Origin of the sequence: Paenibacillus sp. FSL R7-0312 (assembly GCF_038004445.1) — a bacterium.
GTDB lineage: Bacteria > Bacillota > Bacilli > Paenibacillales > Paenibacillaceae > Paenibacillus_AQ.
In genome coordinates this window covers 385,530-406,775 of the sequence record NZ_JBBORE010000001.1, presented here as the reverse complement: position 1 = coordinate 406,775, position 21,246 = coordinate 385,530, and the positions used below count along the sequence as shown (strand labels likewise).

Annotated in this window: 19 protein-coding genes; 12 read left to right on the top strand and 7 right to left on the bottom strand. The window is 49.1% G+C overall.

The genetic code is table 11. The annotated features are described in order from the left end of the window. The first annotated feature begins 10 nt into the window (after positions 1 to 10). From sufB to MKX70_RS01770, 3 genes are all read left to right on the top strand, one after another. The gene (gene sufB, locus MKX70_RS01780) at positions 11 to 1,408 is read left to right on the top strand and encodes a Fe-S cluster assembly protein SufB (RefSeq protein ID WP_042232577.1); all 1,398 of its coding nucleotides are present in this window, start codon (positions 11 to 13) and stop codon (positions 1,406 to 1,408) included. Between the two features lie 252 nt (positions 1,409 to 1,660). Then, positions 1,661 to 1,900 (top strand): NifU family protein, encoded by a 240-nt coding sequence (locus MKX70_RS01775; protein ID WP_042232579.1) that lies wholly within the window; start codon positions 1,661 to 1,663, stop codon positions 1,898 to 1,900. A gap of 48 nt (positions 1,901 to 1,948) precedes the next feature. Then, the gene (locus MKX70_RS01770; protein WP_445323633.1) at positions 1,949 to 2,368 is read left to right on the top strand and encodes an IS630 family transposase; all 420 of its coding nucleotides are present in this window, start codon (positions 1,949 to 1,951) and stop codon (positions 2,366 to 2,368) included. A 236-nt stretch (positions 2,369 to 2,604) separates the two neighbouring features. On the opposite strand, the gene MKX70_RS01765 is transcribed toward MKX70_RS01770, so the two are convergent. Beyond that, on the bottom strand, positions 2,605 to 2,931 hold the full coding sequence (locus MKX70_RS01765) for a hypothetical protein (protein WP_340839429.1): 327 nt from the start codon (positions 2,929 to 2,931) through the stop codon (positions 2,605 to 2,607). A gap of 226 nt (positions 2,932 to 3,157) precedes the next feature. Then, the gene (locus MKX70_RS01760; protein ID WP_340780983.1) at positions 3,158 to 4,099 is read right to left on the bottom strand and encodes an AraC family transcriptional regulator; all 942 of its coding nucleotides are present in this window, start codon (positions 4,097 to 4,099) and stop codon (positions 3,158 to 3,160) included. A gap of 176 nt (positions 4,100 to 4,275) precedes the next feature. On the opposite strand from MKX70_RS01760, the gene MKX70_RS01755 reads away from it, so the two are divergent. The 7 genes from MKX70_RS01755 (at position 4,276) to MKX70_RS01725 (ending at position 13,274) form a co-directional block, all read left to right on the top strand. Beyond that, positions 4,276 to 5,295: a glycoside hydrolase family 88/105 protein gene (locus MKX70_RS01755; protein ID WP_340839428.1), complete on the top strand. Its 1,020-nt coding sequence runs from the start codon at positions 4,276 to 4,278 to the stop codon at positions 5,293 to 5,295. A gap of 12 nt (positions 5,296 to 5,307) precedes the next feature. Beyond that, complete coding sequence (gene gnpA / locus MKX70_RS01750) at positions 5,308 to 7,470, top strand: 1,3-beta-galactosyl-N-acetylhexosamine phosphorylase (RefSeq protein ID WP_340839427.1); 2,163 nt, start codon at positions 5,308 to 5,310, stop codon at positions 7,468 to 7,470. Positions 7,471 to 7,654: 184 nt separating this feature from the next. Then, positions 7,655 to 8,923 (top strand): AraC family transcriptional regulator, encoded by a 1,269-nt coding sequence (locus MKX70_RS01745; RefSeq protein ID WP_340839426.1) that lies wholly within the window; start codon positions 7,655 to 7,657, stop codon positions 8,921 to 8,923. 55 nt (positions 8,924 to 8,978) lie between these two features. After that, positions 8,979 to 10,145, top strand: coding sequence for a GyrI-like domain-containing protein (locus MKX70_RS01740; protein ID WP_340839424.1), 1,167 nt, complete (start codon positions 8,979 to 8,981; stop codon positions 10,143 to 10,145). A gap of 86 nt (positions 10,146 to 10,231) precedes the next feature. Next, complete coding sequence (yaaA, locus tag MKX70_RS01735) at positions 10,232 to 11,002, top strand: peroxide stress protein YaaA (RefSeq protein WP_340839423.1); 771 nt, start codon at positions 10,232 to 10,234, stop codon at positions 11,000 to 11,002. Positions 11,003 to 11,502: 500 nt separating this feature from the next. Further along, positions 11,503 to 12,138 (top strand): glycoside hydrolase family 11 protein, encoded by a 636-nt coding sequence (locus MKX70_RS01730; RefSeq protein ID WP_042232594.1) that lies wholly within the window; start codon positions 11,503 to 11,505, stop codon positions 12,136 to 12,138. A 296-nt stretch (positions 12,139 to 12,434) separates the two neighbouring features. Continuing rightward, positions 12,435 to 13,274 (top strand): formylglycine-generating enzyme family protein, encoded by an 840-nt coding sequence (locus MKX70_RS01725; protein WP_340839422.1) that lies wholly within the window; start codon positions 12,435 to 12,437, stop codon positions 13,272 to 13,274. 218 nt (positions 13,275 to 13,492) lie between these two features. Here the strand turns inward: MKX70_RS01725 and MKX70_RS01720 are convergent, their stop codons facing one another. Next, the gene (locus tag MKX70_RS01720) at positions 13,493 to 14,059 is read right to left on the bottom strand and encodes a ClbS/DfsB family four-helix bundle protein (RefSeq protein WP_340780977.1); all 567 of its coding nucleotides are present in this window, start codon (positions 14,057 to 14,059) and stop codon (positions 13,493 to 13,495) included. Between the two features lie 67 nt (positions 14,060 to 14,126). Beyond that, positions 14,127 to 14,687 carry a histidine phosphatase family protein gene (locus MKX70_RS01715; RefSeq protein WP_042232599.1) on the bottom strand — a complete coding sequence of 187 codons (561 nt, stop codon included), beginning with the start codon at positions 14,685 to 14,687 and terminating at the stop codon, positions 14,127 to 14,129. 66 nt (positions 14,688 to 14,753) lie between these two features. Here MKX70_RS01715 and MKX70_RS01710 point away from each other — a divergent pair, with 66 nt between their 5' ends. Then, positions 14,754 to 15,671, top strand: coding sequence for an AraC family transcriptional regulator (locus tag MKX70_RS01710; protein ID WP_340839421.1), 918 nt, complete (start codon positions 14,754 to 14,756; stop codon positions 15,669 to 15,671). 24 nt (positions 15,672 to 15,695) lie between these two features. Further along, positions 15,696 to 16,268 carry a GNAT family N-acetyltransferase gene (locus MKX70_RS01705; RefSeq protein WP_042232602.1) on the top strand — a complete coding sequence of 191 codons (573 nt, stop codon included), beginning with the start codon at positions 15,696 to 15,698 and terminating at the stop codon, positions 16,266 to 16,268. Positions 16,269 to 16,404: 136 nt separating this feature from the next. Here MKX70_RS01705 and MKX70_RS01700 read toward each other — a convergent pair whose 3' ends face one another. The 3 genes from MKX70_RS01700 to MKX70_RS01690 all read right to left on the bottom strand — a co-directional run bounded on the left by MKX70_RS01700 (position 16,405) and on the right by MKX70_RS01690 (position 21,187). Next, on the bottom strand, positions 16,405 to 18,180 hold the full coding sequence (locus MKX70_RS01700; protein ID WP_340780975.1) for an ABC transporter ATP-binding protein: 1,776 nt from the start codon (positions 18,178 to 18,180) through the stop codon (positions 16,405 to 16,407). Continuing rightward, positions 18,167 to 19,942 (bottom strand): ABC transporter ATP-binding protein, encoded by a 1,776-nt coding sequence (locus MKX70_RS01695; RefSeq protein ID WP_340780974.1) that lies wholly within the window; start codon positions 19,940 to 19,942, stop codon positions 18,167 to 18,169. Before MKX70_RS01695 ends, MKX70_RS01700 begins: the two co-directional genes overlap by 14 nt. Positions 19,943 to 20,197: 255 nt before the next feature. Beyond that, positions 20,198 to 21,187 carry a DUF4003 family protein gene (locus tag MKX70_RS01690; RefSeq protein WP_042232608.1) on the bottom strand — a complete coding sequence of 330 codons (990 nt, stop codon included), beginning with the start codon at positions 21,185 to 21,187 and terminating at the stop codon, positions 20,198 to 20,200. Positions 21,188 to 21,246 lie beyond the last annotated feature (59 nt).

The following is a 21,246-nucleotide window of genomic DNA, read 5'->3' as shown; positions in this document are numbered from 1 at the left end:
AGCGATACTAATGGCTAAAAAAGCGCCGGATATGGGTGAATATAAATATGGGTTTCGCGATGAACACCAGTCTATTTTTCAATCTGGAAAAGGTCTGACTGAAGAGATTGTCCGGGAAATTTCCCGAATCAAGGAAGAGCCGGAGTGGATGCTCGATTTTCGGCTGAAAGCTTTGAAGCAATTCTACAAAATGCCGATGCCTGGGTGGGGAGCGGATTTGTCCGGGCTAAATCTTGATAACATCCAATATTACGTTCGCCCTTCCGAAAAACAGGGAAAGACCTGGGAGGAGGTTCCCTCCGAGATTAAAGCAACCTTTGACAAGCTAGGTATTCCTGAAGCGGAGCAAAAATTTCTGGCAGGCGTATCCGCTCAATACGAGTCGGAAGTAGTCTATCACAGTATGCGGAAGGAACTGGAGGATCAGGGAGTGGTTTTCCTTGATACGGATACTGCTTTAAAGCAATATCCTGAAGTGTTCAAACAACATTTTGGAACGATCATCCCTCCCGCCGACAATAAATTCGCTGCGCTTAACAGCGCGGTTTGGTCAGGTGGCAGCTTTGTATACATCCCGAGAGGTGTTCAGGTTGAGGTTCCGATCCAAGGGTACTTCCGGATTAATTCTGAAAATATGGGACAATTCGAGCGGACATTAATTATTGCCGAAGAGGGCAGCTTTGTCCATTATGTTGAAGGATGCACAGCGCCTATTTATAGTACCAGTTCTCTGCATAGCGGAGTTATTGAAATTATTTGCCGGAAAGATTCCCGTGTCCGTTACACGACCATCCAGAACTGGGCTCCTAATATCTACAATTTGGTAACCCAAAGGGCTGTGGCAGAGGAAAATGCCACAATGGAATGGGTGGACGGCAACATCGGCTCCAAGGTAACCATGAAGTATCCGGCTGTACTATTGAAAGGAAGGGGAGCTAAGGGGTCCATCCTGTCTATTGCCGTAGCCGGAAAAGATCAGCATCAAGATGCCGGCGCGAAGGTGATTCACCTTGCTCCCGAGACAACATCTACGATTATATCCAAATCCATCAGCAAGCAGGGCGGCAAAGTAAACTACCGGGGATTGTCCAGCTTCAGCCGTGATTCCGCAGGCTCCAAGGCTAATATTAAGTGTGATACGTTGATTTTGGACAATCTGTCATCATCAGATACGATTCCGTACAATGAAATTAAGAACGATCAGATTACCTTGGAGCACGAGGCAACAGTATCCAAAGTGTCCGAGGAGCAATTGTTTTACTTAATGAGCCGCGGGCTTACAGAACAAGATGCCACACAAATGATTGTAATGGGCTTCATTGAGCCGTTTACCAAAGAATTGCCGATGGAATATGCCGTTGAAATGAATCGGCTGATTCAATTTGAGATGGAAGGAAGCATCGGTTGATTCATAAAGGAAGTACGAGGTGTTGGTAATGAAGAAAAAGAATTCGGACAATTCAGAACTAGCTCAACTTACCCGGGAGATACGGAAACTTCAGTTCTACTACAATATGCTGTCAGGATTGAGCGCAAGCTGTGGTGCGTTGATACCTTTAGACTCTGTTTATACGCTTATAAGGGAACTTTCGGATCAAGAGGCCAATCTTAGGAAAAAAGCAAAGGACCACTCAGTAAAACAATGAGAGGAGTTGGCATAATGGAGGAGAATGGAATTTTATTCGATGAAGTAGCGGAAGTGCTACTCAAACTACGTCCTTTCTTACTGCGTGACGGTGGTGATGCTGAACTCGTCGAGGTTGAAAACGGTATAGCCAAATTAAGATTTTTGGGAGCTTGCAACGGTTGCCCAAGTGCTACGATTACGTTAAAGGCTGCTATTGAGCGCGCAATTCTTGAGGAAATCGATGATATTAAAGAAGTTGTACAAGTATACTAAAACTCTTCATGGGTTCCTTTTTCAAGTGCTAATAGTGAAATTATTCCAGTGGATACTGTTATAAAAGGCGCTAAGCTCTTTGGAACACTGGATTATGCAACGGGTAAAGTGTTTTACCAAGAAAGCGAATCATACGATGCAAAGGCGTTCGAACACTTCTTGAACTCACTTCTCACCGAATATCCTACCGGGCAAATCGTTATGGTACTGGACAATGGTCGTATTCATAAAGCAGCTTCCATTGAACGTTTTCTACAGGATGAACCCCGGCTAGAGTTTGTGTTTTTGCCCAAATATTCTCCTAATCTCAATCCCATTGAGGGACTCTGGAAATGGTTAAAAAGTGATGTCATCCACAACGTTTTTTACGATAAAACATACAAAATTCGAACCGCTGTCAGCAGTTTTATGAAACGCATAAACCAGAATCCAATGGAAGTGATTGATCGATTGTGTATAAATGTGTAATTCTTTAATTCAATTTATATAGCAACATAAATATTGTTTTTTTAACAAACAATCTATCATCTCCTTTATTTTAAAAACGGATTATATTACCATTTAATCTCCTCGAATTCCATAATATTATAAAAAGTAGGAAAAAATGGTGACTATTTTAACTCTTAATGAGTTTTCTACTAAAAAAAGCAAGGGATCAGCCGAATGAGGATGATTCTTTGCTTTTCATAAATCATATGAGTGTGCTATCTTCTTCCAGACTTTCGTTTCTCCAATACATATTCATAGAGATCATGAATTTTCTTGGTTTCAATATCTTGACCCACATAAAAATAAAGAGTAGGATCACTCACGGGGTATGCATGAGAATTATAAGTCAGGTGAATAAAATCAAATTCCATCTTATCCAGCTTAAAGTCGATTTGATATTTATTTTCTAAATAGACTTCAAATTGCTTTTTTAAAGCGCTAGACTTCCACGGAAGCCCAAAGAATATAAAGTATATTCCCATAAGGAGAATCAATAAAAACAATATAAATCGCGATTTTTTGTTGTGAAAGGTAAGTTTCATTATGTATAACCACCTTGTGAATTAGTTGTAGACCCCCTCCTTATAGGACCCTGCAATCCATTATATTACAAAAGATTACTAAATAGACAATAATCGAATTGTCGTTGATCGCTGCAGAAAAATCAATTGACTTGGATTAGGTTGTATGAAGAATCAAACTGTATATAAAATAACAAAGAGATAAGTTAAAGGAAACTGCGGGAGATGACCCGGTTCAGATGGATTCTCAAACCCACCCCGTAAATTCCAGAATACTTGCCTTCGCCGACTGCGTCTCGGACTGTGCACTCTTACGCCATTCCTTGGGCGACGTGCCCATTAGCTTAGAGAAACAGCGGTTGAAGCTGGAGATGGAATGAAACCCCACCTTTTCAGAAATCTCAAGAATAGAATCCTCGGTGCTTTTCAGCTGCTTGCAGGCCTCTTCGATCCGGGTACTGCTCAGGAAATCGAGAGGGGCGGTGCCCATCATTTCATGGAATTTGCGGCGGAAGTGGGTGGTGCTCAGGTGGCAGAGGTCAGCCAGGAAGTCGATGGTCATCGGCAGCATATAGTTTCTGGTGATATACTCCAGCGCCGGGGAGATGACGAAGTCGCCCTTCAGATTATGCCCTGCTTCCTGATCGGTCAGCGCCTCATTCGTGGAATGGATTCGGAGCAGCTCGATATACAGCGACAGCAACATGCCGTAGGCGCTCTCCTGATAGTAAGGCTTCTGCTGCAGCAATTCCTCTACGATCGACGTGGCCAGGGTATACACCATAGGATGCTTGTCCTTATTCAAAATACAGTTCATCCCCTGCACAGCCCACAAATTCGGCTCGAAGTTGCTATAGGCGCTTTTGAAGGAATGCTGAAAGAGGTCCTCCGGCGAGAAAAAGAGATAAGACCACAGACTGGCCTCACCCGGAGAACTATACGTCGTATGTGGAAGGTACCGGGGGAGGAAAGTCACATCACCGGCTGTAAAAGGTACAGACTCGCCCTTGATCTCCATGATGCCGCTATCCGAATAGCAAATTCCAATCTCCAGGTGGTTATGGAAATGGAGGTGCTCACTTTTGATATCGGAGATCTTCCAGCGTTCACCGCAGAGCAGCAGCACCGGGAAATGGATCGGCAAGCTGTAGTGGCGGTACTCGATGACGGGCTTCTTTTTTCTGGGCATATCCGGGGTCTCCTCTAGAATATTAATTAGATAAATGGTCGAAAATGCGCAGTTTTGCTATGAATGTGCTTAGATATAGAGTATTTTACTGCTTACAATGGAGTATGTAAAGCGCTTGCAAATGAGACGCTTAGTAAGCGCTCTTGAGGTGCGTGAGACAAGAGAGGGGTATGGAGATGATTCAAGTGGATTTCAACGGGGAAGAGATTCTGAGTATTATCGACAAGATCACCCAAAAGACACTGGCGATGGATTTAACCTGGGAATGGCCTTGCGGCGTAGCATATTACGGGGTATCAAGAGCTTACCAGACTACGGGTAACAAAGAGTATATGGACAGGCTTGTGCAGTGGGTGGATGAATATATTGAGCTGGGGCTGCCGGACTGGACGGTCAACACCTGTGCCATGGGCCACATGCTGATCACCTTATATGAAGCGACTGGAGAGCAGAAATATTGGGATATTGCCATGAGCAAGGTGGAGTACATCCGTAAGAATGCGCTGCGGTTCGGAGACAATGTGCTGCAGCATACGGTATCAATTTCTAATGATTTTCCGGAGCAGGCTTGGGCGGATACGCTGTTTATGGCGGCATTTTTCCTGCTGCGTGTGGGCAGTAAGCTGAAGGATCAGGAGCTGATCCAGGATGCCCTCAACCAATACTACTGGCATATCAAGTATCTGCAGGACCCTGGCACCGGCTTCTGGTTCCATGGCTACAACCATGTGAAGCAGGATCATATGTCCGGATTATACTGGGGCAGAGCGAATGCCTGGGGTGCGTATACGATGTCGCAGGTGAAGCCGCTGCTCAAAGACTGGTATTTGTATCCGCAGTGTATGGACGTGGAATGCTCGCTCCGTGATCAGCTGGCGGCGCTGAAGCTTGTCCAGACGGAGAACGGCTTGTGGCGGACGGTGCTGGATGACGAGGAATCTTATGAAGAAGTATCGGCATCCTGCGGAATTGCAGCAGCAATGATTAATAACGGCAATCCGCTGCACACCAAATATGTGCAAAAAGCGCTAAAGGGCATTCTTGCAAACATCAGCGAAGACGGACGTGTACTGGGCGTATCGGGCGGCACAGCCGTAATGAAGGACCGGGAAGGGTACCGCAATATTCCAAAAGACTGGATTCAAGGCTGGGGCCAGGGCTTAGCACTTGCTTTCCTGTCCGATATGCTTAAATAGGAGGGAACCGAATTGTCCAAACCATCAACAGGCGCTTTCACACTGCCGGGAGAATCCGGTTACGAAGCGCTGACGCTGGAGCTTGCTGAACGCTGGGGTGCGGATGTCATCCGTGACAGTGACGGTACGCAGTTGTCGGATGAGATTATCCATGCCGGATACGGCATTTACTCGACGATCTGTATCATTCGGGATCATAACGAATGGGCATCGCAGAATCCGGATAAGCTGCAGCAGAGCTTCCTCATTACGAATCCGAAGGTGGCTGTGCAGGATTATTTGTGGGTCTACCTGATGGAGGATTTCTTCGCTGCACAATTCAGGGTGAACGATTCCCGTGAGGCGTATAAGTACTGGCAGGTGTATGACCGGACGACTGGTGAAGAAGTACCGAGAGAGCAGTGGAATTACGACCGGGAATCAGGCAATGTGGTGCTTACCGGAATCATACCCTGGCATAAATACACCGTCAGCTTTCTGGCCTACCGGATCTGGGAAGAGATCTCCATGTACAATCACACCACGAATAACTGGAATAAAGAGCATCTGATGCAGATTGATCCTATGTATCGAGACACGCAGAAATACCTGCTGGATTGGATGGAGGACTGGTGCGAACAGCACAAGGAAACAACGGTTGTCCGCTTTACTTCTCTTTTCTATAATTTCGCCTGGATCTGGGGCAGCAGTGAGCGTAACCGCCATCTGTTCTCAGACTGGGGTTCATACGATTTCACGGTGAGTGCCAGAGGTCTGGATCTGTTCGCCCAGAAATACGGCTATCCGCTGACGGCAGAAGATTTCGTGAACGGCGGCAAATACCGCGTCAGCCATATCCCTGCGGAGCAGCGTAAGCTCGACTATATGGCTTTTATCAATGATTTCGTGATCGGATTCGGCAAGCAGCTAATTGAGATTGTACATAAGCATGACAAGCTGGCGTATGTCTTCTACGATGACAGCTGGGTTGGCGCAGAGCCTTACAATGACCGCTTCGGTGAGTTTGGTTTCGACGGAATGATCAAATGCGTGTTCTCGGGTTATGAAGCAAGGCTCTGTTCAGGGGTGAAAGTGGATACGCATGAGATCCGGCTGCATCCGTACTTGTTCCCGGTGGGTTTAGGCGGCACGCCTACCTTCATGGAAGGGGGGAATCCGACACTGGATGCCAAAAAATACTGGATCAACATCCGGCGAGCCCTCCTGCGTGAGCCGATTGACCGGATTGGCCTGGGCGGATATCTGCATCTGGTTGAGCCTTACCCGGATTTCTGTGATTATATCGAGAAGATTGCGAATGAATTCAGAGAGATTAAAGAGCTGCATCAGCAAGGCAAGCCTTATCATATCAAGACCAAGGTTGCTATTCTGCACAGCTGGGGCAAGCTGAGATCTTGGACCTTGTCCGGCCACTTCCATGAGACGGATATGCATGATCTGATTCACATTAATGAAGCCTTGTCCGGCTTGCCGGTTGAGGTGAAGTTCATTGATTTCGAGGATATCCGCCAGGGCGTGCTGCAGCATGTGGATGTGGTGATTAATGCAGGCAGCGCCGGTACAGCCTGGAGCGGCGGGGACTACTGGAAGGACAATAAGTGTGTGGACGTTCTGACTGAATGGGTCTATGGGGGCGGTACCTTTATCGGAGTTAACCAGCCTTCAGCGGTTGAGGGTTACGACTGTTACTTCAGAATGGCGCATGTTCTAGGTGTGGATGAGGACACGGGTGCGCGGGTAGCACATGGCAAATGGACATATGAGGTTCAAGCTGAGCAAGGTCTTGTGCCTGATGGCGCCAGCATTACACCGAAGAATGGCATCCATCTTACGGATGGTTCCGCTGCGGTGATCAGTGAGGCAGACGGCAAAATCACACTGTCTACGAATAACTTCGGCATTGGAAAAGGAATCTATCTGCCTTCCTTCGAATTCGGCTGGGAGAATACCCGCCTGCTGCTAAACCTGATCCGCTATGCCGGTAAGGAGCTACAGGAAACGAAGTATATTCCGGATAACCTGTATACCGAGTGCGCGTATTATCCGGAGAGCAAGATGCTCGTCGTGATCAATAACAGCGACCAGCTGCAAAAGACTACGATCGAGACGGAGTATGGACCGCAGACGCTGGAAGTAGAACCGTTCGATACGATTATTCGGACTATTGGGGAATAGGAATAATGAAAAGCTCAAGCCTGGGGTATTATGCCGGACTTGCGCTTTTTTTGTGTGGTGTGAGGTGTTAACCGGGCCCAGTGTATGCGAAAAATTGTGTCACTAGAAGGAGTTCCTTAACATCTGTGGAATTACAAAGCAAAGATGCTGAAGCTTTCAGCGACAAGCTCCCGGAGGACATTCCATGGACAAATCCGCCCGCTTCAAGCAATCCATAGCCTTCATAGAGGAACATTTATACGAAGACATCAACCTCGGACAAGCTGCGCAGGCCGGGTACACCTCGCTGATGCAGCTGTATCGAGACTTCTATACCTATACCGGACACTCGGTAAAAGAATACATACGCAAGCGCAGGCTGTCAGGCGCGCTTGGATTGATCAGAGCTTCGCAGAGACCGCTTGCTGAGATTGCCTACTCCTGCGGCTTTAGCTCCCAGCAGGCTTTGTGCAAATATGTGAAATCTGCAACCCACATGACACCGCTAGACTACCAGAAGAGTGAAGCCTGCTACTTCTTCCCCAGATTCGACAGTGAAGCCATCCGGCAGGTAAGCGTCACCGCTGAAACGATCCCCAAGACTATACACATACAATTCTATGATCCCAACCAGCATGGCATTGAACAGCAAGCGTTGGCTGCACTGCGTTCCTTTTTACCTGAATACCAGGGCAGAATCTTCGGCAGAGACGGGCAGCAGCGGGACGGCTTATTCTGTTATGAGCTCGCTGTGGAGTATGGTACGGATTTGCTAGACAGACTTGCAGACAGCACTATTCAGGGAATAAAGGTGGCTCAAGAATTCAGTTTAACCTTCGCGAAGACAACCGTTAGGAACGCTGAGACCGAGATCGGGCTGGCGTGGGATTATCTCTATCTGAAGTGGCTGCGGACCAGTATGTTCGTGCAGGATGACGGGCGTTATTTCGAAGAATACATCTGCAAAAGCGGGCAAGTGAGGAAGCTGATTCTGTATTTGCCGGTGAAGAGGCGGACGGATTATGACAAGATCAGTGTGAATTTCTGTGCAGGCTTAGAGTTTCTGGTATCGTCCCGGGAAGGGGGGCAGGCAGAGGAAGAGGCATCTGCTGCGGTGATGAACTATGTTTCCCGGCATACCCCTGAGGCGATAAGCACAGTAAGGGAATTCTATGTAGCCCAAAACGGCTTAAGCTACACCTGCGGAGTGCGGCTGGAACAGGCGATAGAGCTTCCCATAAATAGCGGGCTTGAAATACTGCGGATTGCCGCAGGCCGGTATGCGAGGCTTGAGAGCGGCAGCTGTAGTGACCGCGGAGTGTTTATTGCTCTTTTGGATACATGGGTACAGGAGAACGGATGGAGTAAGGACGATCTGCCAGCTTTTACAACCTATGAGACCGGAGGTAAGGCTGACCCGGATGCTATCACAATGAGAGTGTGGATCAGGCTGAAAGATGTTAAGAACGGATAATATTTAGCATGCGGTCATCTATAAACTAAATCTATACAGGAAAGGAGCACACATAATGAATCTAAGAAAACAAGCACTGCCGCAGCAAACGCCCGAAGACTACAGCCCCCGTGTGAAGCCGGTAATCCTGAGAATGGTGGAGGAGATGAAGCAGATGGGAATTCCAAGTGAGATTCATGTAGAACAGATTACGGAGCTGTGCAGTATTGTGGACCGGCCGGAGATGAAAGTGGTGGGTATCGCGCTGCCGGTTTCGTATGAGAGCCGGGGGTATGGCGGTTTCTATGGTTTTGAGCATGCGAGCTGTACGTTGAATGATTACTTTTATACCAAGAAGCTGACTTCAGAAGGCGATATCGCGCTCCTCTCTGGTCTCATCAGCCGGCAAGTCAAAGGCAAAGAGGTTGTTACCGTACGATCAGAGGTGCAGGGTGACGGCAATTATAAAGTCATTGTGGGTTATGAGGTAAGCAGCTTCGACGGGTTGCCCGCCCATTTGCCGGAATATACGGAGACGCTTACAGTGCCTGCTTGCCGCTATGCTAAAGTTCTGATCAACGAGACTAAGGAGGCTGGACGGATCGGCTACAATGAGCGGATGCATGCAGATGAATATTTTATCGGCCAATTCCGTAATGACACCAACTACGTCTATAACCCTTCCGGTCTTAGCTTCAATACATATGACGACTCAGGGGATATTCTCACCAAATACGAACCCGTTAGAATTCCGGAAAATGATGCGGATCGGTTTGACTCTATGCGATTCAAGGCGGTGACATTGCCGGAGATGAAGATCGCCTGCAGCATGACGCTGCCGGATGATGAGGAGTTTGTGATCACGAAATATTTCGGCGTGCAGGACCAGGTATTCGCCACTGAGGCGGCTAAATATTATCTGCATGATTATTACGGTTTTCCGGTGAACAGTGAGGAGGAGGGGAAGTATAACTCCTGTTTTGGCACAAGAGTCAGCACCTTTGAGTCACTTCCTGACTGTGTTGAAAAAATTACGGTGCCCGGAGGCATCTATCTGCACATTACCCAGCTCGAAGTGAATGGTGATAATCCGGGCATACCGTATGATGTGGCGTTCAATCATCTGGATGAGCTGTTCCTGAATGCTCACCCGGAGTATACGCGTGACTGGAGCAGGCATGTGATCGCCCGTTTCCGGCAGGCGAACTGTGCTTCTGTATTTGTGCCTCTTGTGCTTGAATAACTTCCCCGGAGCCTGTGAGGGGGAATTATGATAGTATATATAAAGGTATATTTAGTTTTCCCCGCGGGGGTAGAAAAGGGAGCAGCATGAGAATCATTATATCGCCTGCCAAGAAGATGAAGACGGACACGGATTTCTTGGATTACCGCCAAGTGCCGCAGTTCATCAGCGATTCGCAGACTCTTCTGGCCTTATTACGCAAGTTGAATTATGAAGAAGCCAAAGCGCTATGGAAATGCAATGATGCCATCGCCACGCTGAATATGGAACGGATCCGGGAGATGGATGTCACCAGGAATCTGACGCCGGCTATCTTCTCATATGAGGGAATACAGTACCAGTACATGGCGCCCGGGATCTTTCAGACGGAGGAGCTGGATTATCTTCAGCAGCATTTGCGGATTTTATCCGGATTCTATGGAATCGTCAGACCTTTTGATGGCGTTGTGCCGTACAGGCTGGAGATGCAGGCTAAGCTGGGTGGTAAGGGCTTCAGTTCTCTCTATGAGTTCTGGAATAGAAGACTGGCGGACCAGCTGTTCGCGGAGAGTGACATCATTCTGAACCTGGCTTCCAAGGAATACAGCAAATGTATCTCCCCGTACATTGGCAAGAACGCTCGAATGATTAGTGTGGTGTTCGGGCAGGACATCGGCGGCAAGGTGGTTGAGCGGGCGACGCTGGTCAAGATGGCCAGGGGTGAAATGGTCCGCTACATGGCCGAGCGGCAAATTACCCGCGTGGAGGATATCCAAGGCTTTACCGGGTTTGATTTCGCATTTGCGGAAGGCTTGTCGGATGAGAAGACGTATGTGTTTATCCAACAGAAGCGCGATAAGAATGAAATGATAGAGTAAAACATACAACGGGTAATCTTGAAGACGGTTGAATAACCGGATTTGGGATTGCCTTTTTTTGAAATATAAGAATTTATATGTTTCACGCTATAAATTATCCTTCTATTTCTCGCTGGAACGGTACCGTCCTTTATAAGGACGGCGAAGCCGTTTCTGCTTGTTAAGAAGACTATCTAAGCTGAATACAAGAAAATAACAATAGCGCAAAGGAGCAGAGGGCTTATGATTTTGGCTGGACGCAGCGAAGAAGCTGGGCGCATCCCTGGTAATCAACGCCATTGCCGCCTCGCCTCCATAAGACCTATAAAAATTGGGATTAAACCTTTAATTTGGAGAGAGAAATGTAAACGCTTACCTTATATAATTTACTCGTGAAGGAGGACAAGTAAATATCTGGGAGATGACTCAGGATAAGTTAGATTCTGCGAACAGAAGCTACGGGCAAGTGAGGGCGGGGAAGAAAGGCTGTACACCACAAATTATTCTTAGGAGGTAATTCAATGTTTAAGCTAAACAAGAAAATTCTAACGGTATTCATGGCAGCCACAATGAGCTTCAGCGCGTTTGCAGCGACCTCAAGTGCAGCGACAGATTATTGGCAGAACTGGACTGATGGCGGAGGTACAGTCAATGCTACGAACGGAACTGGCGGGAATTACAGTGTGAACTGGTCCAATACCGGAAATTTCGTGGTCGGTAAAGGCTGGAACGTTGGATCACCAACACGAACAGTCAACTACAATGCAGGCGTCTGGGCGCCATCCGGCAACGGGTATCTAACCCTGTACGGCTGGACAAGAAATTCACTCATCGAATATTACGTTGTTGACAGCTGGGGGACTTACAGACCTACCGGAACGTATAAAGGTACTGTGAACAGTGACGGGGGTACCTATGATATCTATACCACTATGCGCTACGATGCGCCTTCCATTGATGGTAATGCCACATTCCCTCAATACTGGAGTGTAAGACAGTCGAAGAGAGCGACGGGAAGCAATGCTGCTATCACTTTCAGTAACCATGTTAACGCATGGAAGAGCAAAGGGATGAATCTGGGAAGCAGCTGGTCCTATCAGGTGCTTGCAACAGAAGGCTATCAGAGCAGCGGCAGCTCTAACGTAACGGTGTGGTAACAGGCGGCTGACAGGCACTAACCGGGTTCTTAGCTATTGAGCAAGACGGCTGATCATTGATAGGACTGAGGCCTGCCGGTTACACAGCCGGCGGCCTTAATAAGCCAGCTATATGGGCTGAACTCCACATGAGACCTTTAATATAATCCTTGCACCTAATACAACATTTCCGTCATGCTATCGGTCCAAATCCGAAATTGATGTATAAAGGCAGGATTATTCATGTGTTTTATACAACAATCTTCCAGAACACCGGGCTTATCATGAATCAAAGTCGGTTCAAAGGAGATATATCCATGCGAAAACTATTGATTGTCTTATTAATAGCGTTAACGGGTATTGCCGGTGCCTGCTCGCAGGAGAAGCCTGCCAGGGAAGAGCGCCTTGTATGGGTCAAGGGCGGTGCCTTTGTAGACACGAAATCCAATTATTACGGAACAGATGTGACCCTCCCGGACTTTTATATCAGTAAATATGAGGTGACTCAGCAAGAATGGCTGGAGGTGATGGGGAATAACCCTTCCCAGTTTCAAGGGGATAATCTGCCTGTAGAGAGTGTAACCTGGTATGATGCTGTGGAGTACTGTAATCAGCGGAGTATCAAGGAGGGCCTGAAGCCCTATTACAACATAGACAAGAACACTGTTGACCCGAATAATACAAGCGACCGGGATTTCATGAAATGGACAGTAACGGCCAATGAAGGAGTGAACGGTTACCGTTTGCCGACAGAAGCCGAGTGGGAATATGCAGCAGGCGGAGGCCAGATGAGCAAGAGCAACAGCTATAGTGGAAGCAATAAGCCAGAAGATGTGGCGTGGTACTGGAGAAATTCCGGAGATCAATTCTTAACCGGGGACTGGAACTGGCCGGCGATCGAGAATAATCATAGCCAGACGAAAATTAGCGGCCTCAAGAAACCCAATGAGCTGGGGCTATACGACATGTCAGGTAACGTAAGGGAATGGTGCTGGAACTGGTACGAGGACCCGGACAGCAACAGGGGCTCTCTCAGACTGGTGAAGGGCGGCGGGTGGATCGGCGGCGTTAATAACACAGAGGTATCGTTTCGGGGCAAGTTTGAGGGGAGCAGCAGGGGGAATGACCAGGGTTTTCGTGTGATCCGCGGTGAGTAAATGGCCAGACCTGTCTAAAGAGGGGGGCTACTCCGTCATTAGCCCCCAGCGGAATCCCAATTTATCTGTAACAGAAGCCATACAGGAACTGTAAGTCGTGCTGCGTAAGGGATGAAGGATACTGCCTTCCCTCGTAAGAGCCTCGTAAGCTAGCTTTACCTGAGCGTCCGTATAAAAGTAACGGTGAGAAAGAAGGAGCGGCTTCCGGCGGAGTCCTGTTATACCCTATCGCGATCCGGGAGTGAACCTGAAGGGTGGGTTAGCAAAGCGGCGGGGAACTGTTTTTTCCACTTTCTGATCTTCCCCCGGAAGGATTTGAACGGAGCGGCTGAATTGATATGAATCCACCGGGCCATGGGCCAGTGTTCCTTGGTCCCGGTCCATTTACGTGAGCCCTGGGTGAACAGCTCTTCTTCCGTCAACGTGCTGACCCAGTCCAGCCACTGCTGCTCTGATTGCCGGAATAAGCTGCGCAGTTCAGCCAGTGAATACTCAGAATATTTGTCGTAAAAGGACTGATATAATCCGCCCAGCTCATTCCATTTATATTCCTGATCCGGCATGAGGAAGGCCCGTCCTTCCAGCTCGTTCTGATCCCAGCTCCTCACCAGCTCCAGCCATCCCAGCTGATAGGCGATGATCTCGGCGGGGGTTTTATCCACTTCAGGAATTCGCGTATCCTTGTACTTATCGTCTATACCGTCATACTCGGCGTCTAAGAGCAGGTATAGGGTGTGGATCGTTTCCAGCAGCTCCTGTTTGGAAGAATATTCATAGCTTGCCATAGCGTTCACTCCTTTACATTGGTTATACCATAGAGCTGTGACAGCAGTCTGTCCAGTTTAACCAGAGTCAGGTCCTGTTCCAAATCCGCTGCACGCCGGTAAGTGTGTCTCCATTGAAGCTTAGCTTATAGATATCCGGCATATCCAGCTGCTTCCAGAAGCCGTAATCATAACGCTTATCCAGCGCATTCATGATTAAGACCATAATATTACCGTGAGTCCCGATGACCGCGTTACTGCCTTGGTATTGCTGCAATACTTTGTGGAGTGCCTGAACTCCCCTGTCCTGGGCAATCAGGTTAGATTCTCCGCCTTCCCAGGCAAAAGAGGGATTCTCCCATACCTTCGTAATGGCCTGGCCGAAGTCGCTGACGGGTCCGCCGGACAATAACCGTTCTCTGAAATCGTCTTCGATTACAGGTTCAAGGCCCAGGGGGCCGGCCAGTCCTTCAATGGTCTGTATTGCCCGTTTATAGGGACTGGAGATCAGGACATGAATATTCTCATGGATGAGCCGTCCGCTGACCTTCCGCGCATCTGCCTGTCCACGTTCAGATAAAGGTCTGTTTAATTCATCGGCCGAATAAGCCGAGTGCGCATGCCTTACCAAAAACAAATTTGTAACCATTATTCATCCCCTCATCTGCTAATATTTGTAATGCATTGTATCATGAATGAAGCGGGGAATTCAGCGATGAATCTTGATTATAGAGAGCGAATCGATAAGGTCATTGCATACATAGAGGAACACAGCAGTCAGCCGCTTAAGCTCGATACCCTGGCGGAGATCTCCCATTTCTCCAAATTTCATTTCAGCAGAATATTCACAGCTATGGTCGGTGTGACTCCGATGGTATTTGTAAACAGGAAGCGTATACAGCACTCACTGGTGCTGCTGACCGAAACGAATAAGACCATCCTGGAGGTTGCGGGTCAATGTGGTTTCGAATCGGTATCGGTCTTTAATGCCCATTTCAAACGGTATTATGGCTGTACACCGGGCAGTATCAGGAACAGCAGCCGGAAAAACAGCAATTTCGCATCATCCTTCAGCAATATACAGGCAGAATCAGCTTCCCTGGCAGATTACAATAGAGCAAGAAGTAATCCGCTGTTAAGGAGGGCTTGGGATAGTATGGTAGAAATCAGACAGATCCCGGAGATGGAAGTTGCTTATATCAGGCATATTGGAAGTTACCTGGATACGTATAGCGCATGGGACAAGCTAAGCCGCTGGGCAGACCAGCACGGTCTTCATGCAGGGAATCAGCAGTTTATCGGAATATCTTTGGATGACGGGGATCTCGTAGAAGAGTCTGCGTGCCGGTATGATGCCTGCGTTACAGTTCCGGAAGGGTTTGAGCAGGGAGCACACCGGCCGCAGGTAGAATTCAAGACAGTGTCCGGCGGCATGTATGCGGTGTATTCATACTATGATACGGTGGACAAACTGGTCCTCGCGTATGACAGCATGTTCAGCGTGTGGTTACCCCGCAGCGGGTACGAAGCGGACGACAGGCCGTGTCTTGAATTCTGTCTGAATGATCCCATGAAGGATCAGCAAGGCAAGTGTAAGGTTGATTTGTATATCCCCATTAGGCAGCGCGTATAAGTTTCGGAGAATGGAGTGGCGGGAATGAATGTGGACGTTGTGTTTGACCGGTTTCCTGTACTAAGATCAGATGAACTTGTATTGAACAGAATTGAGGAGACTCATCTGGACGGGCTATTTGATATTTACAGCAATGACAAGGTGTTTGAATATTGCGGGATCATTCCGAAGCATAACAAGGCTACAGTCAGCAATATGATAGGACATTTCGAACGGGACTACGCCAAAAGATCAAGGATCAAGTGGGGCATCTTTGCTAGTGGTGAGGAGGGGCGTCTGCTCGGAATTATTGAAGCCTGCGATTTCAATCAGAAGGTGAATATGGTGACGATCGGCTACTTCCTGGCAGAAGCCCATTGGGGACAAGGCATTGCCTCTAAGGCTGTTGAAATCCTGCTGGACTATATCTTCAGAGAGGTTCAGGTGAACAGAATTCAGGCCGAAGTCATGCTGTTGAATGAACCGTCCAAGAAGGTGCTCCTGAAGACAGGGTTCATCAAGGAGGGGGTTCTGCGGCAAGCCGCCTTGTGGTCAGGCAAAGGAATTGTTGATCTGGAGATATACAGTATGCTTAGGGGAGATTATATTCAGGTGTGACCATAAGATAAAAAAGCTCAGGCCCGTTAATAGGCTTGAGCTTTTTGGTGCTGTAAGAACTAATAATCTGTCTGGGGTCCCCGCAAAGTACCTGAGTCAGCTTCGAAGCTGGAGCCTCACTTTGTGGGGAAACTGTTTATGCTTCCATCTTCTGCGCCGTATAGAGCCGGTGGTAGAGGCCGCGGCGGGCGATCAGCTCATCATGCGAGCCGCTTTCCGCAATACCCTTGTTCGAGACATACATGATGCGGTCGCAGTTCTTCACGGTGGACAGCCGGTGCGCGATGATGAACGAGGTACGTCCCTTGAGCAGCTCATTCAGCCCCTTCTGGAGCAGACGCTCGGTCTGCGCATCAATGGAAGAAGTGGCTTCATCCAGAATGAGAATACGCGGGTTGGCCAGCAGGGTTCTGGCGAACGAGATGAGCTGCCGCTGTCCCTGGGACAGCTTGGAGCCGCGCTCATTAACCTCCGTCAGGTAGCCCTGGTCGAATTCACGGATGAAATCATCGGCGCAGACGGCCTTCGCAGCGGCGATGACTTCTTGCTCGGTGGCATCCGGTCTGCCGTAGCGGATATTATCCAGAATCGTTCCCGAGAAGATGAAGCTGTCCTGCAGCATAATGCCCATCTGGCTGCGCAGCGATTTCAGCGTGATCTCGGCAATATCCTGCCCGTCGATCAGGATTCTGCCGCCGGTAAGGTTATAGAAGCGCGAGATCAGATTGACGACCGTAGTTTTGCCTGCACCGGTCGGACCGACCAGGGCGATGCTCTCTCCGGCTGCGACATCGAAGGAGATGTTCTCCAGGATGTTCAGCCCCGGATCGTAGGCGAAGGTTACATCGTCGAAGGTGACCCGGCCCTGAACGGGCGGCAGCTCCTTCGCCCCGGGAATATCGCTGACGGTAACCGGCTCATCCAGCGTTTCGAAGATACGCTCCAGGTAAGCTACCGCATTAATGAAGTTATTGTACAGCTGGGATAGATTGAGAATCGGCTGCCAGAAGCGGGCGGCATAACTGCTCATCGCGAGAATGACACCAAGCGTCATGCTCTGCGGGTTCAGAGTCAGCAGGCCAACCAGGAAAATCATTGCCGTAACCATGGTAGACAAGTTATCGACAGTGAACGGAATAAGCGTATTGTAACGCAGCGCCCGCATCCATTCCGTGCGGAAATTACCGGCTAGGCGAGTAAAGACGCCCTCATTGCGCTGTTCCCGGGAGAACATCTGCGTTACGCCGATCCCGCTGATACTTTCCTGCAGATAGGCGTTCAGATTGGAGCTTTTGTTCGATACCGCCTGCCATGCCCGGCGCTGCCGGGTTTTGATGAGCAGCATGACACCGAGGAATACAGGCAATCCTGCAAGGATGACGAAGGAGAGCCGGACATCAACGGCGAACATGAAGGCAGCGATGAAGATCAGATTCACGATTTCTAGGATAAAGTTAATAATTCCGTTCGACAACACGTCGGACACCGCATTAACGTAGTTTACAACCCGGATCAGGATCTTGCCCTGTGGCCGGTCATCGTAATATTTGAACGGCAAATCCTGCAGATGCTTGAACAGATCGGTACGGATATCGAAGATAATATCCTGCCCGACACTGGTCATTATCCGTGAGCGGATGGTAGCCAGAATTACGCTGACCACAATGGTCGCCAGCATCAGCGCGGACCAGCCAACCAGCGCGCCCATTTCTTTTGCCGGAATGGTTACGTCTACCACATGCTGCATAATCAGCGGGGCGGATAGGGCGATAGCCGCTGACAGTGCGCTAAGCACGAATGCGAGAATCATCGGTTTCTTCTTGCGTCTGATATAGACCATGGCCCGCCGGAAATGCTTAATATTAAACGGCGATTCCAGATTCTCATCGACATCGAATTTATTCCTGGCCACTCTCGGTCACCTGCCTTCCAATGCCCTCGTTCTGCAGCATGAATACATCGTAGTAATACCCCCGCTTGGCCAGCAGCTCGGCGTGGGTGCCTTCCTCAATCAGACGGCCGCCCTCTAAGATCAGGATGCGGTCTGCCTGGGCGGTAGTGGATACCCGCTGTGCAATGATAATCTTCGTGCAGGGATATTCCAGCTCACGCAGACTCCGCTGAATATGCTCCTCCGTCTCCAGATCGACGGCAGACGTCGTATCATCCAGGATTAGGATCGGGCGGTGCACCGCCAGCGCGCGGGCAAGCGCAATACGCTGCTTCTGTCCCCCGGACAAGCCGACACCGCGTTCGCCGACTACCGTATCATAGCCTTCCGGCATTTTGACGATGAAGTCATGGGCTGCTGCGAGGCCGGCATAGGCCTGCGCTTCTTCCTCCGTAAGATCGGGGTCGCCATAGGCGATATTGCCGTCAATCGTATCGGAGAACAGGAGGACGTCCTGCGTAGCCATCCCGATATTCCCGCGCAGTTCATCAAGCTCAAGCTCACGGACATCCCGGCCGTCTACCAGCACGCGGCCTCCGGCCACATCGTAGAACCGGGGGATGAGGTTGATCAGCGATGTCTTGCCTGAGCCTGTCGCGCCCATAATGGCGATCGTTTCACCGGGTTCAATCGTAAAGCTCAGGTCATCAAGCACGGTAGCGCTGTCATATTTGAACCGGACATGCTCGAACTCAATCCGGCCCTCATAGCGGCGGCGCTCTGTGATATTATGCTCGTTCACAATAGCGGGGCGGGCATAATAGATATCGACGATTTTGGATAAGCTGGCAAAAAAGCGCTGGATATCATTGATAATGATCCCGATATTGCGCATAGGGTTGGATACCGCCCAGATTAGCGAGGAGAAGGCTGCGAACTCACCAAAGGTGATCCGGCCGTGCATCAGGAAGTAGCCGCCGGCCAGCATCAGGATGACGTTGAAGGCTTGGGCGAAGGACTCCAGATAAGGAAAGTAATCGAGCCAGACGAGGGCCGCCTTCTTGTTCGCCACAGAGTAGTTGACATTCTTCTCCGTGAATTTGGCAATCTCAAACTCTTCACGGGCGAAAGCCTTGACTACACGGTTGCCTGAAATGTTCTCCTGGGTCGTCGTGTTAAGCTGGGACAGCCGCTCGCGCAGATCAATGTACATGGGACGGACACGTTTGGCGAAGATAAAGGCCACGACAAAAATCGGTGGCGACAAGATCAGCATCCACAGCGTCAGCTGGACATCAATTGTAAGGAAATAAATGACGGCAGCCAGAAAAATCGTCAGCGATTCAATGATCATCTTGAAAATCCACGCCATCGAATGCCGGACCATATCCAGATCGCCTGTCATCTTAGTCATAAGATCACCGGTACGATTGCGGTCATAATATTCCCGGTCCTGCCCCTGAATCTTGTTGTACAAATAAATGCGGATGTTGTACATCATATTCTGGGAGGATATTTCGTACTGCATGGTTGTAAGATAAGCCAGACCTGTGCGCAGCAGGGAAAAGCCGATCATGCCCAGGCAGAGCGCAATGAGCAGTCCCCTTTCTGTAGCAAGATTCTGCCCTGCGTGGTCGCCGGCTATAAACGTATCGACGATACGCTGGCTGAGGTACGGGTTCACTATCGTAAGACTCGAGCCCACTACCGAGAGACAAAGCGCCATGATATACCGTGCCCGGTTGCCCTCGAGGTTTTGCCACAGCCATTTAAGTTCAAACATCTGATCACCTGCTTCTGTTTTCTTATTTTCTTGTGAATAAATCAAAGTGATTATAACACTATGAATCAAAATGTATAGGTTTACAGCTAATTTTCTTGTTACAATCAACCGAACTTCCGCAGGAATAGGTATTATAAAAAAGAGCCGGTCCCTGATCATCATCTGGGTACGGGCTCTTTTAATGTAAATCTATAAGTAAACACTATAGCGGTCTACACAGAACCGGTCTCTGCCACACACGGCAGGCCTATAAATCTAATTCGAAGAAGACGAGGCCGCAGCAGCGGATGTTGCGGCTGCAACCGCAATTGCCGTCTGCTGGGCAATGATGATGTTGGTAATGCTGGTGGATAACGCGGAAGTGATAATGCCGCTTTTCACGTCGTCTATATACGTATAGGACACCAGTGCCGCAGACAGCAGGAGTAGCTCCTGCTTGTTAATCGACCAGTTCCCGAAGCCCTTCCGGGTACGCAGTAACTCATACGTCTCTGAGACATCGCTTACTAGCTCTTTCTGTTCATAGGGGAGCAGCGACAGGATGCCAAGCGAAGGTAGTGTATATTCCTTGTCCATCCGGATGTCCTGTGCACGGAAGGCCTCGCGCAGGCTGAGCACCCGTTCTGCAGATCCGCCATCTTCCTCCCCAAGCAGCATTACCTGTGTCAGCGCCTGAACGCTGTTGCCGGAGAAAAACTCAGGCTTAAGAGCAACATAGAGCTGTTCCAGGCGCTCTACTCCGTGCTCGATTCCGATAGTGGAAATTCCAAGCATGGCAGCGAAGATATAGTCATCCTGTCCAGTCAGGAAAGGATGCTTCGCTCTCATGCCATCGAAGAATGCCTTCGTGCGTTCGATCACCTGGACATATTGCTCGGATGTAGTATGGGCAGCAATCTGATAGGCGGCAATAACGAGATAGTCAGAAGCTCTGAATTTGACATCCTTCATCAGATCATAGACGGCCAGCGTTTCGGCAAGCTGCTGCTCCGGTTTAGCACTAAGAGAGAGCAGGGTAGCAATACTGATGGCGGAAGTCCCGCGGAAGGAAGAGAACATCCGGGTGTTCTCCTTGATCAGCGCATGGTTCGCACGGATCGCTTCAGGATCGGCTGTTTTGTTCTCCACGGTGTAGAGCAATGCGGCCAGGCGGTTCACCTGAGCATTTTGCCAGGGGAATTCTTTCTTGATTCTCTGTGCATTTTCAGCGAACAATTCAAGTCTTGCCAGGTATTGTTCCTTCATCGGGTACACCTCTCATCTATACTTGGACACTTGGGCTAATTCTACTATACAAACCCAAA

Bases quoted from the DNA above. Each gene is read 5' to 3' on its own strand.
- MKX70_RS01705 (WP_042232602.1), top strand. From the start codon at position 15,696: ATGAATGTGGACGTTGTGTTTGACCGGTTTCCTGTACTAAGATCAGAT.
- MKX70_RS01740 (WP_340839424.1), top strand. From the start codon at position 8,979: ATGAATCTAAGAAAACAAGCACTGCCGCAGCAAACGCCCGAAGACTAC.
- MKX70_RS01745 (WP_340839426.1), top strand. From the start codon at position 7,655: ATGGACAAATCCGCCCGCTTCAAGCAATCCATAGCCTTCATAGAGGAA.
- MKX70_RS01690 (WP_042232608.1), bottom strand. From the start codon at position 21,187: ATGAAGGAACAATACCTGGCAAGACTTGAATTGTTCGCTGAAAATGCA.
- sufB (WP_042232577.1), top strand. From the start codon at position 11: ATGGCTAAAAAAGCGCCGGATATGGGTGAATATAAATATGGGTTTCGC.
- MKX70_RS01755 (WP_340839428.1), top strand. From the start codon at position 4,276: ATGATTCAAGTGGATTTCAACGGGGAAGAGATTCTGAGTATTATCGAC.
- yaaA (WP_340839423.1), top strand. From the start codon at position 10,232: ATGAGAATCATTATATCGCCTGCCAAGAAGATGAAGACGGACACGGAT.
- MKX70_RS01710 (WP_340839421.1), top strand. From the start codon at position 14,754: ATGAATCTTGATTATAGAGAGCGAATCGATAAGGTCATTGCATACATA.
- MKX70_RS01695 (WP_340780974.1), bottom strand. From the start codon at position 19,942: ATGTTTGAACTTAAATGGCTGTGGCAAAACCTCGAGGGCAACCGGGCA.
- MKX70_RS01775 (WP_042232579.1), top strand. From the start codon at position 1,661: ATGGAGGAGAATGGAATTTTATTCGATGAAGTAGCGGAAGTGCTACTC.
- MKX70_RS01715 (WP_042232599.1), bottom strand. From the start codon at position 14,687: ATGGTTACAAATTTGTTTTTGGTAAGGCATGCGCACTCGGCTTATTCG.
- MKX70_RS01765 (WP_340839429.1), bottom strand. From the start codon at position 2,931: ATGAAACTTACCTTTCACAACAAAAAATCGCGATTTATATTGTTTTTA.
- MKX70_RS01720 (WP_340780977.1), bottom strand. From the start codon at position 14,059: ATGGCAAGCTATGAATATTCTTCCAAACAGGAGCTGCTGGAAACGATC.
- MKX70_RS01725 (WP_340839422.1), top strand. From the start codon at position 12,435: ATGCGAAAACTATTGATTGTCTTATTAATAGCGTTAACGGGTATTGCC.
- MKX70_RS01760 (WP_340780983.1), bottom strand. From the start codon at position 4,099: ATGCCCAGAAAAAAGAAGCCCGTCATCGAGTACCGCCACTACAGCTTG.
- MKX70_RS01730 (WP_042232594.1), top strand. From the start codon at position 11,503: ATGTTTAAGCTAAACAAGAAAATTCTAACGGTATTCATGGCAGCCACA.